The 18,539-nt window shown below is 36.0% G+C and carries 11 protein-coding genes and 2 tRNA genes; 8 read left to right on the forward strand and 5 right to left on the reverse strand.

Features of this window, described 5'->3' with window-relative positions:
• Positions 1-16 precede the first annotated feature (16 nt).
• The 3 genes from M2373_RS09330 to M2373_RS09340 are packed head-to-tail and all read right to left on the reverse strand — an operon-like array spanning position 17 to position 2,176.
• On the reverse strand, positions 17-661 hold the full coding sequence (locus M2373_RS09330) for a hypothetical protein (protein WP_259109950.1): 645 nt from the start codon (positions 659-661) through the stop codon (positions 17-19).
• Between the two features lie 53 nt (positions 662-714).
• Positions 715-1,107, reverse strand: coding sequence for an alternative ribosome rescue aminoacyl-tRNA hydrolase ArfB (gene arfB / locus M2373_RS09335; protein WP_259109951.1), 393 nt, complete (start codon positions 1,105-1,107; stop codon positions 715-717).
• A 40-nt stretch (positions 1,108-1,147) separates the two neighbouring features.
• The gene (locus M2373_RS09340) at positions 1,148-2,176 is read right to left on the reverse strand and encodes an AMP-binding protein (RefSeq protein WP_259109952.1); all 1,029 of its coding nucleotides are present in this window, start codon (positions 2,174-2,176) and stop codon (positions 1,148-1,150) included.
• A 99-nt stretch (positions 2,177-2,275) separates the two neighbouring features.
• Here M2373_RS09340 and M2373_RS09345 point away from each other — a divergent pair.
• Positions 2,276-2,346: transfer RNA gene (locus tag M2373_RS09345), tRNA-Gln, on the forward strand.
• 133 nt (positions 2,347-2,479) lie between these two features.
• Positions 2,480-2,550, forward strand: a tRNA-Gln gene (locus tag M2373_RS09350).
• Between the two features lie 425 nt (positions 2,551-2,975).
• On the opposite strand, the gene M2373_RS09355 is transcribed toward M2373_RS09350, so the two are convergent.
• Positions 2,976-4,400, reverse strand: coding sequence for an amino acid permease (locus M2373_RS09355; protein ID WP_259109956.1), 1,425 nt, complete (start codon positions 4,398-4,400; stop codon positions 2,976-2,978).
• A gap of 186 nt (positions 4,401-4,586) precedes the next feature.
• Here M2373_RS09355 and M2373_RS09360 point away from each other — a divergent pair, with 186 nt between their 5' ends.
• Positions 4,587-5,930, forward strand: coding sequence for an alkaline phosphatase family protein (locus M2373_RS09360; protein WP_259109958.1), 1,344 nt, complete (start codon positions 4,587-4,589; stop codon positions 5,928-5,930).
• Positions 5,931-6,260: 330 nt separating this feature from the next.
• On the opposite strand, the gene M2373_RS09365 is transcribed toward M2373_RS09360, so the two are convergent.
• Complete coding sequence (locus M2373_RS09365; RefSeq protein WP_259109961.1) at positions 6,261-6,554, reverse strand: helix-turn-helix domain-containing protein; 294 nt, start codon at positions 6,552-6,554, stop codon at positions 6,261-6,263.
• Between the two features lie 194 nt (positions 6,555-6,748).
• On the opposite strand from M2373_RS09365, the gene ccoN reads away from it, so the two are divergent.
• From ccoN to M2373_RS09390, 5 genes are all read left to right on the forward strand, one after another.
• The gene (gene ccoN, locus M2373_RS09370) at positions 6,749-9,028 is read left to right on the forward strand and encodes a cytochrome-c oxidase, cbb3-type subunit I (RefSeq protein ID WP_259109963.1); all 2,280 of its coding nucleotides are present in this window, start codon (positions 6,749-6,751) and stop codon (positions 9,026-9,028) included.
• 17 nt (positions 9,029-9,045) lie between these two features.
• A complete protein-coding gene (locus tag M2373_RS09375; RefSeq protein ID WP_259109965.1) occupies positions 9,046-9,933 on the forward strand; it encodes a cbb3-type cytochrome c oxidase N-terminal domain-containing protein in 888 nt (295 codons plus the stop codon).
• A 298-nt stretch (positions 9,934-10,231) separates the two neighbouring features.
• Positions 10,232-15,259: a translocation/assembly module TamB domain-containing protein gene (locus tag M2373_RS09380; protein ID WP_259109967.1), complete on the forward strand. Its 5,028-nt coding sequence runs from the start codon at positions 10,232-10,234 to the stop codon at positions 15,257-15,259.
• The gene (locus M2373_RS09385; protein WP_259109969.1) at positions 15,260-17,587 is read left to right on the forward strand and encodes a BamA/TamA family outer membrane protein; all 2,328 of its coding nucleotides are present in this window, start codon (positions 15,260-15,262) and stop codon (positions 17,585-17,587) included.
• A gap of 1 nt (position 17,588) precedes the next feature.
• Positions 17,589-18,527 (forward strand): YihY/virulence factor BrkB family protein, encoded by a 939-nt coding sequence (locus M2373_RS09390; protein WP_259109971.1) that lies wholly within the window; start codon positions 17,589-17,591, stop codon positions 18,525-18,527.
• Positions 18,528-18,539: the final 12 nt, after the last annotated feature.

An 18,539-nucleotide genomic window follows, 5' to 3' on the forward strand; every position in this document is an offset into this window, starting at 1 on the left:
TTTGCAAAGATAAAACTTAAAAACGGAATGAAGCTGCTGCACTTAAAGAAACTCTGTGTAAACCTTCTTTTTGATCATCATCAAAGTGAACTGTCTGCCCGTTGAACGTCATTTTTGATAATGTTCCGGCAGTCAATCCAAGCTTTGGACCTATAAGAATATTCTTTGTTACAGCATACTGATAGGCAAAATCAGCTTCTAATCCTAAACTGTTTCCTTTTCCGGTTACAAAACCGGTCACTGTTTTATAGGAAATTACACCTATTCCAACATCCATAAATAACTTATGCTTCGTTTCTTCGTTGTAGTTGGAATACATTAACGCCGGTCCCCAAAAAGTAATTTGATCTTTAGTACTTACGTTAGCTGAGACTCTGTTTCCATTTTGATCAATAACACTCAATCGTCCGTCACTAGAAGCACTGTAATTGGAATATTTTAAACCAATCCCTACATTTTTCACATTATAATATGCCGAAACATCAAAATTAACCCCGCTTTTCAGTCCTTTAATATAATTTCTTTCTTCATTGCTGATGCCTTTCGGCATTGCTGCGGTCCTCCATGCATATCCTACAGAAGGAATAATGGAAAATTTTTGTTGGGCAAATGATATTGCCGAAATCGAAAATAAGCCTAATGTTATTAGTTTTTTAATCATTATTTAAAATTTCCGGCAAAAATAATATTTTTATTACAATGAATTTTCACTTCTTAATACCTGAACTTCCTGTTTTCTTTTTTATCCGAAAGTTTTTTCTTGGTATCAAGTCTTTTTTGTTTCTGAGCTTTTGAAGGTTTTGTGGCAAATCGTTTTTTAGGAATAATTAAAGACTGAGCCACCATATCCAGAATTTTCTCAATTGCCTTATTTTTGTTCATTAATTGAGTTCTGCTTTCAGAAACAGTGAAAAATAAAAACCCTTCAGAATTGATTCTGTTTTTCAGTTTATTCAGAATTAAATATTTCTGATCTTCATTAAAAAACTCAGATTTCTCAACATTCCACAGAACGGTAACTGCCGTTTCCACTTTATTTACGTTTTGCCCTCCCGCACCACTGCTGCGGGAAGTTTTAAAACTAAGTTCTTTTGAAAAATCTTTCATTTTACTAAATTAAGAGATTAAAGAGTAAAGATAAATGACTTTATAATATATTTTTCAATGCTATTCTATTTACTTTTCCGTTCGGAGTTCTTGGAATTTTTTCTACAAAAACAATTTCTTTGGGTTTATAAAAATTTTTATCAAACTGAACAGATGCCACTTTTTTAATCAGCTCTTCTGATTCTTCTCCTTCTATTATTAATATTAATTTCTGTCCCAAACTTTCATCCGGTTTTCCCAGAAAAACAACCTCATTAGAAATTTCTTTCTTAACAAGAGCTTCCAGCTGCTCAGGAAATATTTTAGCTCCTCCGGAATTAATAACATGATCTATCCGTCCCAAAAATTTGAACTTATTTTCATTTTTAATTTCAACTAAATCATTCGTTTGTAATATTTCTGCATTAAGGTCAGGCGCATAAATTTTAAGACACCCTCTCTCATCTGTAGAAACAGAGACGTTTTCAAAGACTGTAAAATAATCTTCCGCAACAGGAAAAATTTGTTTTAAACCTATATGAGAAAGCGTTTCCGACATTCCGTAGGTTTCGAATATTTTGGTTGATAATTGATGGTTGATGGTTGTTAATTCCTTCTCAATTTTTACTTTCAAATTTTCAGAAACAGCCGCTCCGCCAATAATTAAATTTTTGATCAGATGCAATTGATCTAAAGAGTTTTCTACCTGCAAAGGTGTCATAGCACAAAAATCAATGGGATCATTTAGGCTTTCAAGAGGCTTCAATGAAGGCTCAGCAGTTATTAATTTTAAATGCCTTTCCAAAGAACGTACGATCATCATTTTTCCGGAAATATATTCTACCGGAAGACAAATCAAAGCGGTATCGTCTTTTTTAAGTCCTAAAAAATCACAGGTCATCACCGCAGAATTGATCATTCTCTTTTTTTCAATTTCAAAAACTTTAGGCGTTCCTGTAGATCCTGAAGTCTGAACATTTACATTTTCAGAATCAGAAAACCAATCATCAAGAAAATTTTTGATTTTTTTTTCAAATTCTGTTTCGAATGATAATTTATTAATATTGAGATTATTGAAATCTATGAGCATAATTTCTATGAATAAAATGTGGAGTAAATTTAAAAAAAAGTTTAAAAAGTTCTTGCAGATAATGAAAAAAGCTGTAAATTTGCATCACCAAAATAAAACAGACCTATAGTGTAACGGTAACACTCCGGTTTTTGGTACCGTCATTCGGGGTTCGAATCCCTGTGGGTCTACAAACCATCCTTTTTTAAGGGTGGTTTTTTTATGCTATTTTAAAGTTTATCTGATCAATTTTTTTTCACTTTTTTAGACAAGGTATTTGCAAATAATAAAAAAAACTGTAAATTCGTACTACCAAAATAAAACAGACCTATAGTGTAACGGTAGCACTCCGGTTTTTGGTACCGTCAGTCGGGGTTCGAATCCCTGTGGGTCTACAAACCATCCTTTTTAGGGTGGTTTTTGCTTTTTCAAGCCTGAAAGTTTTTATAATACTTTAATTGGAGTTTTAAATTCTTTCAAAAATAAAACCCGCTAAATGCGGGTCTGACTTATCTGATGGAGGCGTAATGCATCAGGAACAATATTCTTTTCAGTCTTTTTGGAGTGAAAAATGCCTTTTCTGTAGGAGTCAACAATTTATTACATCGACAATCCTGATTTATATGAATCTTCATATTAATAAATATCAACTAAAACAGTAAAAGTCATTTTTTATCACTTTTATTTGCTAATTTTTATCTCTAAAATAAAATTGAAGATTTAGCCATTTCCCAAAAAATCAAATTCCGAATCCTCTTAGGCTTTCAATAAATTAAAAATAAAAAAGGATAGATAAAATCCATCCTTTAATTTATTGTTATTAATTCGATTTAGGTTTGTATAATTTATACATCAAAAATAAAAATACCAGCCACACCGGAATCAAAATTACCTGAATTTCCATTCCTGTTATGCTCATCAGCACTAAAATTAATAATAAAAAAGCAATACAGATATAGTTGGAAACAGGATAAAATATAGAAGGAAACTTTAGCTTAACCCCGGAATTAATATTACTTTTTTTGAATTTCAAATGAGTATAACAAATCATCAGCCAATTGATAATCAATGTAGAAACGACTAAAGCCATTAAATATTCGAAAGCTTTTTCCGGAACCAGTTTATTAATAATGATACAAATCCCTGCAAAACACGATGAAATCAAAATAGCATTTGTCGGAACGCTGCTTTTATTAAGTTTCGTTAAAAATTTCGGTGCATTGCCTTGTTGTGCCAATCCGAACAGCATTCGGCTATTGCTGTAAACGCTACTATTATACACCGACAAAGCAGCTGTCAAAACAATTAAATTAAGTACATTAGCAATCAAAACATTGAATTGAATTACTTTTCCAAACATGGTAAATTCCAATCCATTTAAATTTTGGAAAACCATAACAAACGGGCTTGTCCCTTCTGTAATTTCTCTCCACGGGCTTAAGGAAAATAAAATAACCAAAGCTCCGACATAGAAAATCAATATTCTGTAGATCACCTGATTTGTTGCCTTTGGAATTGTTTTTTCGGGATTTTTGGCTTCTGCAGCGGTAATTCCTATCAGTTCCAATCCTCCGAATGAAAACATGATCATCGCCATTGCCGAAAAAAGTCCTGAATATCCATTAGAATCTTTATTAAAAAAGCCTTTCGGGAAAAAACCGCCGTCATTCCATAAATTGGAAATACCGGCCTTCTCACCTCCCGTTCCGCTTATCAGCAAATAAATTCCAAAGACAATCATCGCAATAATTGCCACCACTTTGATAATGGAAAACCAAAATTCAGTTTCACCATATACCTTTACAGAAGCCAGATTAAGAGCATTGATCACAATAAAAAAGAATAAACTTGAAGCCCAAAGCGGAATATCAGGCCACCAAAAATGAACATAATGGCCAATCGCCGTAAGCTCGGCCATACTTACTAAAATATAGAGAATCCAATAATTCCAACCGGAAGCAAAACCGGGGAAATTTCCCCAATATTTATAGGCAAAATAACTAAAACTTCCAGAAACGGGCTCCTGAACTACCATTTCACCAAGTTGGCGCATAATAAAAAAAGCGATAATACCCGCCAAAGCGTATCCTAAAATAACTGACGGACCAGCCAATACTGCAGCAGGACCAATTCCCAGGAAAAGCCCTGTACCAATAGCACCACCAAGAGCTATCAGCTGAATATGCCGATTAGTGAGCCCTCTAACCAGAGAATCTTTTTGTTCCTCTTTATTTTCGTTGTTCATAGAATGAAAAATATGGACCTAAATATATAAAAACTTTCGGTCCTTATTTTATGGAATGCTTTATAAAAGTTGATGAACAGAGTGAATAATTTTCATCCTTGACAAACATTTAACAAAGAAATTAAACTTAATAGTCTATTCATATTCCATTAATACTAATATCCTAATCTTGCAAAAATTTTTACAATGAAAAAAATATTCCTTTTTCTTGCACTGGCAACGGGATTAGCGAAAGCTCAAAACAATTCCGACCATGTCGTTTTAATAAGTATTGACGGTTTAAGACCTGAGTTTTATCTGAGTCCTGAATGGTCGATGGTAAACCTGAGACAAATGATGAAAAAAGGGGCTTACGCCAATGGAGTGCGCGGTTCATTTCCAACAGTTACCTACCCATCTCACACGACAATCGTAAGCGGAGTTTTACCAGCGAAACATGGAATTTACTATAATACTCCGGTTCAGCCTTTGGGAATTACCGGAGAATGGTTTTGGTTTTACAAGGACATCAAGGTGCCTACAATTTTCAGTGCTGCAAAAGAAGCGGGACTTACAACTGCCGGGGTGAGCTGGCCGGTAACAGTAGGTGCTCCCATTACCTACAATTTACCGGAATACGTTTATCTTCCGAAGAATAAAGGTGAGAAAAAAGATGAAGTAAAAGCGATGAGCTTAGAATCGACCCCAAAAGAACTTTTTCAGGAAGTTGAAGATTATGCAGTAGGAAAATTCGGAGAATATGGTGCAAGCTTAGATTATGCGGTAACAGATCAGAACAAAGCAAGAATGGCTGCTTATATTCTGAAAAGATACAAACCCTCATTTTTAGCACTTCATATTGCTGCCACCGATCATTTTGAACATGAAGAAGGCAGAGACGGGGATAAAGTTCGTTCTGCTGTAGCAGGGGCAGACGTAGCTATTAAAACGCTTATTGATGCTGCCACTGCAGCAGGAATTGGAGAAAATACGACATTTATTATAACAGGAGATCATGGCTTTGTGGATATTCATACTCAGTTTAATCCCAATGTTATGCTTGCAAAAGCCGGATTATACAACAATGATAAAAAAGAAGACTGGAAAGCTTACTTTCAGGCAAGTGGAGGTTCCGCCTTTTTGCATTTAAAAAATCCTAATGATAAAGCCACATTAAATAAAGTAAATGATCTTCTTAACAATCTTCCTGATGGATACAAAAAACTCTTTCACGTTTTGAATAAGCAACAGGTCGCAGATGCCCAGGGAGATCCGACCGCATCACTGGCACTGGCAGCATATCAGGGAGTAAGTTTCGGAGCGACAGCTGCCGGAGAATTATTAAAGGCAACAGACGGAGGAACACATGGATACTTGCCTACGGATTTTAAAGAAATTCAGACAGGATTCGTTGCTTTTGGTAAAAATATTAAACAAGGAACGGTTTTACCTTTAATGGGACAGGAAGATATCGCTCCTTTAATTGCTTATTTATTAAAACTTAATTTAAAAACAGACGGAGTTCTTTATCCCGGATTGCTGAAGAAATAAAGTACAAGAACTAATATAATGGAAGCTGAAAGTTATCCTTGCCAAGTTTTTTATGCGTTTCAAATTGTTTTATAGTAGTAGTTGGTGAATCGCAAAAGACATAAAATTTCAACTCGATATAACTTTTAAAATAAAAAAAACTTCAACAAGCTCAGTGCGATAGGATACTTATCAACAAAAAATTATATTCAATTAATTCTATAGAAAACAAATTTGTGTCTTTGTGATTAATTCGTAAAATATTCTGGTCTAAATTAAAAGCATATTTTAAAAATGAAAGGCTGTCTCATGATGAAACAGCCTTTCTTGATTTTATATCTAACAAAAAATTTACAAATACTCTTTTGGGATAGCAATATCATTCTTTTTCATATACTCTACAAGATCATGGTATTTATTTTCATATTCATTGTTCCCGCATTTGTGCGAAATACTGCAGATTTCCGAAGGTTTAATTTCCAAAATAGCAGATATTTTAGTTAATATATCCAGATTAATCTTCACTTTGGAGTTTTCAATATCAGAATATGCTTTCTGAGAAATTCCCATCTCAAATGCCATATATTCCTGGGTAAAATCCTTATTTCTTCTGATTTTCCTAATATTTTGACTACATATTTTCATTGTGTTTATTTTAGAAGTTTTCGGTATATTTTAGAAGTATATCTATTAGACTTACACAAAGTTAGTGAATACCTTTGGCAAAACATTATTACGCTACATGATATTTATTTTTTATCAACATTTAAGTTAAAAAAATATTTTAAAATTTTTGTTTTAAAGAAAAATATCACTTCAGTACAACAACTATTGGAATTATGGAGACGCAGAAATTTAGTTATGACAATAATATTGTCAAGGCATTCCTCTATGCTACAATTGCATTTGGTCTTGTGGGGTTTTTATTAGGTCTTACGGCAGCACTGATGCTTTTTTATCCCGAGCTTCCTGAATTTTTATTCGGAACAGACGATACCACCATCAAAAGTCTGTCTTCGGGTAATATTCAGGGTCTGATTAATACACAGGGTGCATTAGGCTTCGGAAGAATAAGAATGCTCCATACCAGTGCGGTTATTTTTGCGTTCGTCTGTAATTCCTTTTTCTGTGGTGCTTATTACAGCATGCAGAGATTACTGAAAACAAGAATGTACAGTGATACCCTTTCCTGGATTCATTTCTGGACATGGCAGATCATGATTATTTCTGTAGTGATCACTTTCTTAATGGGAATTAACACTTCAAAAGAATATGCAGAGCACGAATGGCCTATTGATATTCTGATTACCATCTCATGGGTTGTTTTTGGGATCAATATGTTCGGAACCATTGCCAAGAGAAGAGTAAGACATTTGTATGTAGCCATCTGGTTTTTTATCGGAACCTGGATTGCAGTGGCAATGCTTCATATATTTAATAATCTCGAAGTTCCGTTATCATTCACAAGCTGGAAATCCTACTCCATCTATGCAGGAGCAAAAGATGCTCTGGTACAGTGGTGGTATGGTCACAATGCAGTCGCTTTCGTATTGACAACGCCAGTTCTTGGTCTGATGTATTATTTCTTACCAAAAGCAGCAGACAGACCTGTATTTTCATATAAATTATCCATTATTCACTTCTGGTCTCTGATCTTCGTTTACCTTTGGGCGGGGCCGCATCACTTACAGTATACTGCTTTGCCGGCTTGGGCTCAGGCAGTGGGGACAGGCTTCTCTATTATGCTGATTGCACCCTCATGGGGAGGAATGCTGAACGGTCTTCTTACCTTAAGAGGTGCCTGGGATAAAGTAAGAGAAAACCCCATCTTAAAGTTCTTTGTAGTCGCCGTAACCTGCTATGGAATGGCCACTTTTGAAGGACCTCTATTAGCAACAAAATCATTAAATAAAATCGGGCATTACACAGACTGGGTAATCGGTCACGTACATTTGGGAGCATTGGGATGGAATGGTTTCATGGCCTTTGGCGTAGTGTATTATTTAATTCCTGTGATGTGGAGAACTGAACTTTGGTCTAAAAAACTGGCGAACTGGCATTTCTGGCTGGGAACTTTAGGAATTATTTTCTATGCCGTACCTATGTATATTTCAGGATTCACACAGGGGCTCATGTGGAAACAGTTCAATCCGGACGGAACTTTATTATGGAAAAACTGGTTAGACACTGTCACTGCTATTATTCCTTATTTCAAAATGAGATTTTTAGGAGGTGTTCTTTATCTTTCAGGAGCTGTTTTAATGGTAGTGAATGTCATTAAAACCATCAGACAAGGCTCATTCCAGAAAAATGTTCCTGCAGAAGCACCCGCTTTAGCCAATATCGGAAGTGTAAGGAAAGAAGGAGAAGGGGTCCATCTCTGGATCGAAAGAACTCCAAAATTATTATCAATATTAGCTTTTATAACCATAGCGATCGGCGGTCTGGTGGAAATTATTCCGACCTTAACCTTAAAACAAAGTGTACCAACCATTTCTGCAGTAAAACCTTATTCACCACTGGAACTGGAAGGAAGAGATCTGTATATCCGTGAAGGCTGTAACTCCTGCCATTCGCAAATGATACGACCTTTCAGGGATGAGATTGTAAGATTCGAAGGAAAAAACGGGCAATATTCCAAAGCTGGAGAGTTCATTTACGACAGACCGTTCCTTTGGGGATCAAAAAGAACAGGTCCTGATCTTCACCGAGAGGGAGGTAGAAACCCGGATTCATGGCACTTCAAACATATGTACAACCCAAGAATTACGTCTGCAGGATCTATTATGCCACGTTTTCCATGGCTGATTACCAATAAGCTGAACAGAACACAAATGGTTGACAAAATGAAACTAATGAAAAACTATTTTGATGTTCCGTACACCAAAGCTGAGATAGATTCTGCCAACCAATGGGCAGACAGCCAGTCTAAAGCCATTGTACAAAGAATTTATTCTGAAGCTGCAGATGTAAAAGAGCAGCTAGAAAAAGACAGATCTGCAAAAGGAGCATCATTTGTTCCGCTTGAACAAAGAGAAATTGTAGCCATGATCGCTTACCTGCAGAGACTGGGTACAGATATTAAAACAACACAAATTCAAACTGCAAGTGCTGATTAATTTAAATTGACAGACAAATGAAAACGAGAACCCCATTATTCATCTATATCGCTGTAACAATAGGTTTAACTATTCTAGCATTCGAAATGTTTGCGCACGATACCGCTTATTTTTCATCACCTTTTTTCTGGGGGCTGATCCTTATCACCATCATTCTGCTCTTCATCATGAACTCCATCGGGGATTTGATTGAGAATGAAAACTTCAGAAAATTATCCGAAGAGGAAAAGAATATATTTCTGGAAGAGAAAGATACCCCGTATTTTCAGAAACTCTGGAATTCGGCTTTCAAAAAGCAGTCTGCCACTGAAGAAAAAGATATTTTGATTGATCACGGTTTCGATGGAATTACAGAATTAGACAACTCTTTGCCCAAATGGTGGATCGGTCTGTTCTATTTCGGATGTATATTCTGTGTGGTTTATTTAACAGCCTTTGCCTTCACCGATTATGCACATCCTGAAGCTGAACTTACTCATGAAACGAAAACAATGCTGGCTTCCATTGAAGAATATGAGAAAAATGCTCCGCAGATCAACCTTGAAAATGCCAAATATAGCGCAGACAATATCGCCGAGGGTCAGGAATTATTCAAAACCAATTGCGTAACCTGCCATGGAGACGGTGGAAAAGGAGGAATAGGCCCCAATTTGACAGACACCCATTGGATCAATCATAAAGAAAAAAGTTTATTCAAAAATGTGTTCTGGATGCTTGAAAACGGTTCTCCAAATAACCCTACCATGAGACCTTTCATTAAAGAAGGTACTATCACTGGGCGGGATGCCGAAAAAATAGCCGCTTACATTTATCATATCAATCAGGAAACAGCTCCTATTACTCAAGCTCAGGGCGGTGCCGCTCCTCAGGGCGAAGAAATAAAATGGGAAAACGGAAACGATTAAAAAAATTTATTATCTCAAGTATATGCCTGCCCCCTTTGAAAAACTGAACTAACATTTGAACTTTCATTTTTGCATCCACCTTTTCAACTATTTAAAAATGAGATCAAAGGGGGCATTTTAAAAACAAAAAAATCCAGGCTTTGACTGTCTTCATCAACTGATTCACTTGACTATTCACTAAACTAAATTCCATAATAGGCAGTCAAGGCAGGATTTTTGTATTCACTTGTGGTAACCATAATAAAGAATTAATCTCTAATGATAAATGATTTATTATCTTTGTTAAAACCACCCACATTTGAAACTAAAAATTAATAAAAGAAAACTCCTGAGGCGATCTGCAATAACCGTTATTTCTATATTGGTTTTTCTGATCCTGCTTATATTCAGCTTAAGACTTCCTGTTGTTCAGAATTTCATTAAAGACAAATTAGTCGTTTATTTAGAGAAAAAAATTAAAACAAAAGTAAGCCTTGAAAGGGTTTACATAGGATTTCCAAACAGTCTTGTTATGGAAAATCTCTATTTAAAAGGACAGGATATCGATACCCTGCTGGCTGTAAAAAAACTGGACGTCGGTTTAAATATGCTTAAACTGATCAACTCCACTGCAGACATCACTTCAGTAGATCTTGAGGGGGCGAGAGCCAATGTTGTAAGAAAAAAAGACGGCAAATTTAATTTCGACTATATCATCGATGCATTTGCAACCAGTGATAAAGAAGAAAGCCCGTCTAAACCTTTTATTATTTCTCTGGATAAAATTAAGCTAAAAGATATTGGGGTTACTTTTAATGATCAACAATCAAGAAACGACATTAAATTATATTTCAAATCCTTTGATACAAGGGTCAAAACTTTCGATTTAAGCAACAATAAATACGCTGTCAATGATATTAATCTTGACGGATTAAAACTAAAACTGAAACAGGATCTTGTAGAAGAAGTTTCTAAAAAGGTAGAGAAAAAAGTAGATTCTTTAAATAATCAGAAACCGATGCAGATTGGTTTGAGAGGAATTAAACTGACGAATTTCGATATCGACTACGGTGATGACAATACCAAAACTTTCGCTAAGGTTTTATTTAAAGAATTAAGCACTAAAGTCAACAAGCTTGACCTTGAAAACAATGCTTACAATGTGGCCAATGTTTTCCTTTCGGGAGCAGATATCAATGCCAACCTCTATCTTCCGGCTCAGAATGCCAATCCGAAAAACCCAAAAGAAGAACCTGAAGTTTCAAAAAATTCTGACAAAGAAAAAGCGATGCAGCTTCTTCTTGGGAAATTGGTTTTAAATGATGTAAAAGTAGCCTATAATAACACGGCCATTGCCCCTACAAAACAGGGAATGGACTTCAATCACATGAATTTTTCGAAGATGAATGTGGAAGTAAGAAGTTTCAAAATGCAGGATAATACTTTTGCAGGAACCGTTAATTCCGCAGAAATTCAGGAAGCACGAGGTCTGAATATCCAAAAGTTCAACACAGATTTCGTATATGGCGATAAAGAAGCCTATCTGAAAGATCTTTATCTTCAGACTCCAAAAACACTTTTACGTAATGAGGTTATTTTAAATTATAATTCTATTGATCAATTAACTTCAAATCCGGGGGCCGTAAAAATTTCTGCTAATATTAAAGATTCAAGAATTGGTTTTGCTGATATTTTAAATCTTGTTCCGACTTTAAAGAGTACAGTTCCTTTCAACAAATATCCCAATGCTATTTTAAATGTTAACGCCGATGTCAAAGGAAGCGTTAATGATTTATTGATAAATAATCTTAAGGTTTCTGGCCTTGATCAGCTGAGGGCCGCAGCATCAGGAAGAATTAAAAATGCGATGAATCCTGATAACCTGTATTATGATTTAAGAATTGCAGAACTATCATCTTCGGCAAAAACTATTTTCAATTTAGTTCCTAAAAACACTATTCCTTCAAATATTTCTCTGCCATCACATATGAGTGTCAAAGGAACAGCTAAAGGAACCACAAAGATGGTTAATACCAATCTTAACCTATATTCTACGCTGGGAAATGCCGCTGTTATCGCTAATGTTGACATGCGCAGAAAAAATCACGAATTATATGATGTAAAGGCCAATCTTCAGGGTTTGCAGATCGGAAAAATCATTCAGAATAAAGATATAGGACCTATCAGTGCACAAATTGCAGCTAAAGGAGAAAGTTTCGATTTTAAAAATGCAAAAGCAGACCTCAAAGGACATGTCGCATCGGCTGTCTACAAAGGTTACCGCTATCAGAATATGAATCTGACAGGGAAAATCAATCGTGGTGCGTATAATATTGTTCTGGACTCAAAAGATCCGAACGCCAGCTTACTGTTAACTGCTTCCGGAGTCTATGACGAAAAAAATCCTACTGTTAAGGTTAGCGGGGAAGTTATCAAACTGGATGTCAATAAACTCGGATTCTATGAAAAACCTATGATTATTGCGGGAAAAATTGATGGTGATTTCACAAGTTTAGATCCTGATCATTTGAATGGCTATCTGAATCTTAAAGATTTTGCATTCTCAGATACCAAAGAAGTATATCCTGTTCAGGAACTGAATTTAAAAGCTCGTTCAACGAATGATTCCACACAGATTATTTTCAATTCTCAGGTTGCAGATGTAGAACTTACCGGAAAATATAAACTGACGCAGATTTTTGGTTCTCTGGCGCAGACCGTCAACCAGTATTATCAGTTTCAAAAGCCGGATAAAAGCCAAAAAATTGAAGCCGGGCAGTTTTTCACATTTAATGCAAAGATTAAAAATGATGATATCATCAGAAAATTTGTTCCGGATCTGAAAAGTTTTGAAACCATTAATTTAGTAGGAAACTATGATGCCGATTCCCAAAAAATTGAAGTAAACGGACAGATTCCTCAACTCCTGTACGGTGAAAACACCATTGAGAATGCTTCATTAAAAATTACGAATGAAAACCAGGCTTTACAATATGCCCTAAATGTGGCAGCTTTGAAAAGTTCCAGTTTTGCTTTAAATAAAATTGACATTAATGGTGATGTTGCCAATAACATTATCAATTATAATGTCACCACAAAAGATGAAAAAGATGCTACCCAATTCTTAATTGCAGGGAATGCCAAATCATTGAATGATATCACAGAAATTTCGTTAAATCCAAATGGTTTAAAATTAAATTATACAGACTGGGCGGTTGCTGAAAACAATAAAATTCAGATCAGTGACAAAGGAATTCTGGCTGATAATTTCAGGCTTTCCAATGGAGGAAGCGAGATTTTATTACAGTCAGAAAACAATTCGCCAAGCAGTCCTTTAAATGTTTCGTTGAAAGATTTTAAAATAGAAACCATCACCGAGCTAATAAAAAAAGACACTCTTCTGGCCAAAGGTACCATTAATGGTACAGCTCAGTTACGTGATGTAACTAAAAATATGACCTTCACTTCAGATTTAAATATTTCGGACTTATTTGTCTATGGAAACCCGATTGGGAATCTTGCTGTAAAAGTAAATAATACATCCCCGAATATTCTGAATGCCGATGTTGCTCTTTCAGGAAATAACAATGATGTAAAAATACTGGGTGACTACAACACATCTTCAAGCACATTTGATCTCAATATGGCGATCAATAAACTTCAGATGAAGAGTGTACAGGGATTCTCAATGAATGCGATAACCAATACAGAAGGCTATATTTCAGGAAACCTTAAGATCACCGGAAATACGGATAAACCGAATATTTTAGGAAAAGTAAAATTCAATGATGTAGGAATGGAAATCGCACAGACAGGAAGTGATTTCAGAAAACTAAATGATGAGATTGATTTTACCAACCGTGGAATTGAATTTGACAATTTCAAAATCAACGATAAAGACGGAAATTCTTTGAAGATAAACGGTCAGGTTCTTACACAGACATATCGTGATTTTGCGTTCAATCTTGATCTTAACTCTAAAGGCTTTAAAGTCGTAAATTCTGAAAAATCAAACGACGCCATGATGTATGGAGTTCTTGCCATTGATGCAGCTTTACATATCCGCGGAAATCTTGATCTTCCAAAAGTAGACGGCAGACTGGCTGTTGCAGACAATACCGATTTCACTTTTGTGCTTCCGCAATCTTCTCCTACCTTACAGGAAAGAGACGGAATTGTAGAATTCATCGATCAGGATCAGGTAGTTTTAAATAAAACAGTAAAAGCAGACTCACTGAAAGCACAAAGCCGTATCAAAGGAATGGACGTAAGCGTCAATATCGAGGTCAGCAAAGAAGCAAAAATGTCTATCATCATCGATAAGGCCAACGGAGATTTTGTAAAACTTCAGGGTGAAGCAGAGCTTACAGGCGGTGTAGATCCATCAGGAAAAACAACTTTAGTCGGCGTTTATGAAGTGGAAAAAGGAAGCTATGAAATGTCAGTAAGCATTCTGAAACGTAAGTTTGATATTCAGAAAGGAAGCACCATCACATGGACTGGTGAACCTACCGCTGCCATAATGGATATCACGGCCATTTATAAAACAGATGCCGCGCCGATTGACCTTGTTGAACAGCAGGTAACCGATGCTAGCACGATCAACCAGTTTAAACAGAGAATACCTTTCAATACTTTATTAAAAATGAAGGGTGATCTACTAAAACCGCAGATTACATTCGATATTACTACTGATGAAAAAAACAATGCAGTTTCTTCGACCGTAACAGATTTGGTGGACCAGAAATTAACCCAGCTGAGAACTCAGGAATCTGAAATGAACAAGCAGGTTTTTGCCTTACTGTTACTAAACCGGTTTATTGGTGAAAATCCTTTTGAGTCAGGCGCAGGAATGTCCGGAGAGATGATGGCAAGACAGAGTGTGAGTAAATTACTTTCGCAACAATTGAACAATCTTGCATCCGGTCTTATTAAAGGTGTTGATTTGAATTTCGGACTTGATTCTTCGGAAGATTACTCGACCGGACAGAAAAATACAAGAACAGACCTTAATGTAGATATCAGCAAAAAACTACTGAATGATCGTCTGAAAGTAACGGTAGGAAGTAATTTCGGGCTTGAAGGAGAAGCCCGTCAAAATGAAAACATGACGAATATTGCAGGAGATGTAACCGTAGATTACAGCTTGTCTAAAGACAGCAGATATATGCTTCGAGCCTATCGTAAAAATGAATATCAGGTAGCTCTTCAGGGGCAGATAGTGGAAACAGGACTCGGATTTATCATCACTTTAGATTATGACAAATTCCGTGAAATTTTCCAAAAATCGAAAAACAAAAGACCTAAAAAAGAAAATAAAAACAACCAAGTGGTAGAATTTAAATAAATGAAAAGTAATTTCCATACCTATTTTAAATATTTGTTCGCTTCCGGATTAGCTTCGGCTACCCTGTCATGCAGCAATACGAAGTATTTGAAGCAAGGCCAAATGCTGTATACAGGCGCTGAAGTGAAAATCGAGAACGATACCATTTCAAAAAAAGAAAAAAAAGAACTTCAGGCCGCTCTTGAATCTAAACTGACTCCTAAACCCAATTCTACCGTTTTGGGACTAAGACCTAAATTATACTTTTACAATATTGCCAAAGAGCCTAAAAAAGATAAAGGTTTTAATTATTGGCTGAAATATAAAATGGGGGAAAAACCTGTTTTATTAGGAGATGTTGACCGGGAATTCAATAAAGATATTATTGTCAATTATTCCGAAAACAAAGGGTATTTTAATGCGAAAGCAACCTATGACACGGTTTCTAAAAATAAAAAAGCTCAGGTTATTTACACGTTAAGACCAGGTGCACAATATTTAATCAGCAATGTAAAGTTTCAGAAAGATTCCACTCTTATTAATAAAGAAATTCAGAGTCTGTCTGATAAAACATTCCTTAAAACAGGAAATCCTTTTGATCTTGATGTTATAAAAGCTGAACGGGAAAGAATTGATAACGGACTGAAAGAAAGAGGTTTTTATTATTTCCATCCTGATAATATTATCGCGCAGGCCGACAGTACCGTGAGTAAAAACCACAAAGTAGAACTGAATGTAAAACTTAAAGATGATACCCCTGATCTGGCAACCCAGCAGTTCAGCATCAATAAAGTCATTGTATTTCCCAATTATAATATTCAGGATGTAAAAGACGGAAAATACAGCGTTCCTATGAATCCTGATTCTCTTTCAAAATATACCTATGATCATATTCATGTGGTCGATCCTCAGCATAAATTTAAACCCAGAATTTTTGACAGAGCTCTGTATTTTAAAGAAGGAGATGTATACAACCGTACCAATCATAATCTTTCTTTAAACCGTTTGATAAGTTTAGGGGTTTTTAAATTCGTGAAAAACGAGTTTGTTGTTTCAGACTCTTTAAATCATAAATTTGATGCTTACTATTTGTTGACGCCAAGGGAAATTCAGTCTCTGCGTCTTGAAGCTTTGGGAAGAACCAACTCTGCAAACTATGCAGGTAGTGAACTTAACCTGAACTGGACTCACAGAAATTTTTTCCGCGGAGCAGAACAGTTTAAAGCTTCTGTTTACGGAGCATTTGATGTACAGATGGGAGGTCCTGAAAATGCACAGAATATATTCAGAGCCGGAACGAATGTTCAGCTTTCTATTCCTAGAATTGTAGCACCTTTCCGTTTCAATTCTTCCAGTGCTTTTGTTCCGAGAACCAATATTACGCTAGGCTATGAATTCCAGAACCGTACGCAATATTATACGCTAAACACGTTCAGCGGATCATTCGGTTATTTATGGAAGGAAAATGTAAGGAAAGAACATGAACTAAAAGTATTGGACGTTACGCTGGTTTCTCCTGCTAAGGTGACCCACCTTTATGATTCTCTTGCAGCAAACAGTGATGCTATGCGAAGAGTGGTTCAAAAACAGCTTATTTTCGGTCCTACCTACTCTTACACCTACACCAACACAATGGTGAACAAACCAACGACGTTCTATTACAAAGGAACATTGGATCTGGCAGGAACACTTGCCGGCCTTGTAAGCGGTGCCGATGTAAAAAAAGACAAAGAAAAGAAACTCTTCGGAATCCCTTTCAGTCAATATGCCAAAATTGAAAATGACTTCCGATTATATCATAAATTTACTGAGAAAACCTCTCTGGCCACAAGATTCATTGCTGGTATTGCTTATCCTTACGGAAATTCAGATCATATTCCTTTCTCCAAACAGTTTTTCTCCGGAGGAAGTAACAGTATCCGAGCATTTCGTGCAAGAACTTTAGGTCCGGGAAGTTTTGATCCGAGAACGATTCAGTCTGGATATTATTTTGATCAGTCTGGAGACGTTAAGCTGGAATTAAATGCAGAATATCGCGCCAATATTTATAAATTTTTAAATGTTGCTGTTTTTGCAGATGCCGGAAATATCTGGCTGATCAATGAAGATGAACAAAGACCGGGCGCTAAATTTTCCAAAGAGTTCCTAAGCGAAGTTGCTGTTGGAGCCGGAGTTGGTCTAAGACTTGATTTCTCTATTCTGATTTTAAGATTAGATCTTGCTATGCCTCTAAGAGTTCCTTATTATGAGAAGAATGACCGATGGACTTTTGACAGGATCAATTTTGGAGATCCAAACTGGCGAAAAGACAATCTTATCTTGAATATTGCAATCGGATATCCTTTTTAATATGATCAATAACATAAAATTTTTCTGGGAGGTTTTAAAAGAAACCTTCACCGAATGGAACAATTCCTCTGCATCGAAAGATTCGGCAAGTCTGGCGTATTACGCTATATTCTCCATTCCCGGACTTTTGATTATTATCATCTGGATTGCCGGCTATTTCTTTGGTGAGGAAGCTATTCGAGGACAAATCAGCAGCCAGATCAGTGGCATTATGGGTCCGGATGTTGCCAAAAGTATTCAGAGTATGATTGCCGGTGCATTGATTGACAAGCAAAATATTTTCATGAAAATAGTGGGTGTAGGTGCCTTGGTTTTTGGTTCTACTACCCTATTTTTTCAGTTACAGCATACCTTAAATACACTTTGGGACGTACAGTCTGCTCCCAAAAAAGCATTAATAAAATTCCTTCTGGACAGGGCCAACTCATTGGGAATGATCCTTATTCTCGGGTTTTTATTAATGATCACGATGATTTTATCATCCTTAATCAGTGTTTTCAATAATATTATTACCAAATATTTTGGTTTTGAAACCTATATGCTGGTAGAGCTGGTAAATTTTGGAGTAGGATTCGGATTTGTGATGTTGCTTTTTGCCTTAATGTTTAAAGTACTTCCAGATGTACAGATCAGTTGGAAACCTGTCTGGAAAGGAGCCTTTCTTACAGCAGTTTTATTTACCCTCGGAAAATTTTTACTGAGCCTTTATTTCGGAACGGCAAAACCGACTTCAGCTTTCGGAACTGCGGGAACTGTAATTCTGATTATGATGTGGATCAACTATTCCTGTATGCTGATTTTCTTCGGAGCGGTATATACGAAAGTTTATGCCTATAAAAAAGGATATAAAATCAATCCTTCCAAACATGCAAAATGGAGTAACGCCAAGCTGTATGAAGAAACCCAGAAAAAAAAGGAAACTCAGGATAATCCTTCTTAAAATAAAAAGCCT

The sequence above is a fragment of the Chryseobacterium sp. JUb7 genome (genome assembly GCF_024806495.1).
Classification (GTDB): Bacteria; Bacteroidota; Bacteroidia; order Flavobacteriales; family Weeksellaceae; genus Chryseobacterium.

What these genes read in the sequence shown, in the direction of transcription:
- M2373_RS09375 (WP_259109965.1), top strand. Translation starts at nt 9,046, where the DNA reads ATGAAAACGAGAACCCCATTATTCATCTATATCGCTGTAACAATAGGT.
- M2373_RS09330 (WP_259109950.1), bottom strand. Translation starts at nt 661, where the DNA reads ATGATTAAAAAACTAATAACATTAGGCTTATTTTCGATTTCGGCAATA.
- M2373_RS09390 (WP_259109971.1), top strand. Translation starts at nt 17,589, where the DNA reads ATGATCAATAACATAAAATTTTTCTGGGAGGTTTTAAAAGAAACCTTC.
- M2373_RS09355 (WP_259109956.1), bottom strand. Translation starts at nt 4,400, where the DNA reads ATGAACAACGAAAATAAAGAGGAACAAAAAGATTCTCTGGTTAGAGGG.
- M2373_RS09340 (WP_259109952.1), bottom strand. Translation starts at nt 2,176, where the DNA reads ATGCTCATAGATTTCAATAATCTCAATATTAATAAATTATCATTCGAA.
- M2373_RS09365 (WP_259109961.1), bottom strand. Translation starts at nt 6,554, where the DNA reads ATGAAAATATGTAGTCAAAATATTAGGAAAATCAGAAGAAATAAGGAT.
- ccoN (WP_259109963.1), top strand. Translation starts at nt 6,749, where the DNA reads ATGGAGACGCAGAAATTTAGTTATGACAATAATATTGTCAAGGCATTC.
- M2373_RS09385 (WP_259109969.1), top strand. Translation starts at nt 15,260, where the DNA reads ATGAAAAGTAATTTCCATACCTATTTTAAATATTTGTTCGCTTCCGGA.
- arfB (WP_259109951.1), bottom strand. Translation starts at nt 1,107, where the DNA reads ATGAAAGATTTTTCAAAAGAACTTAGTTTTAAAACTTCCCGCAGCAGT.
- M2373_RS09360 (WP_259109958.1), top strand. Translation starts at nt 4,587, where the DNA reads ATGAAAAAAATATTCCTTTTTCTTGCACTGGCAACGGGATTAGCGAAA.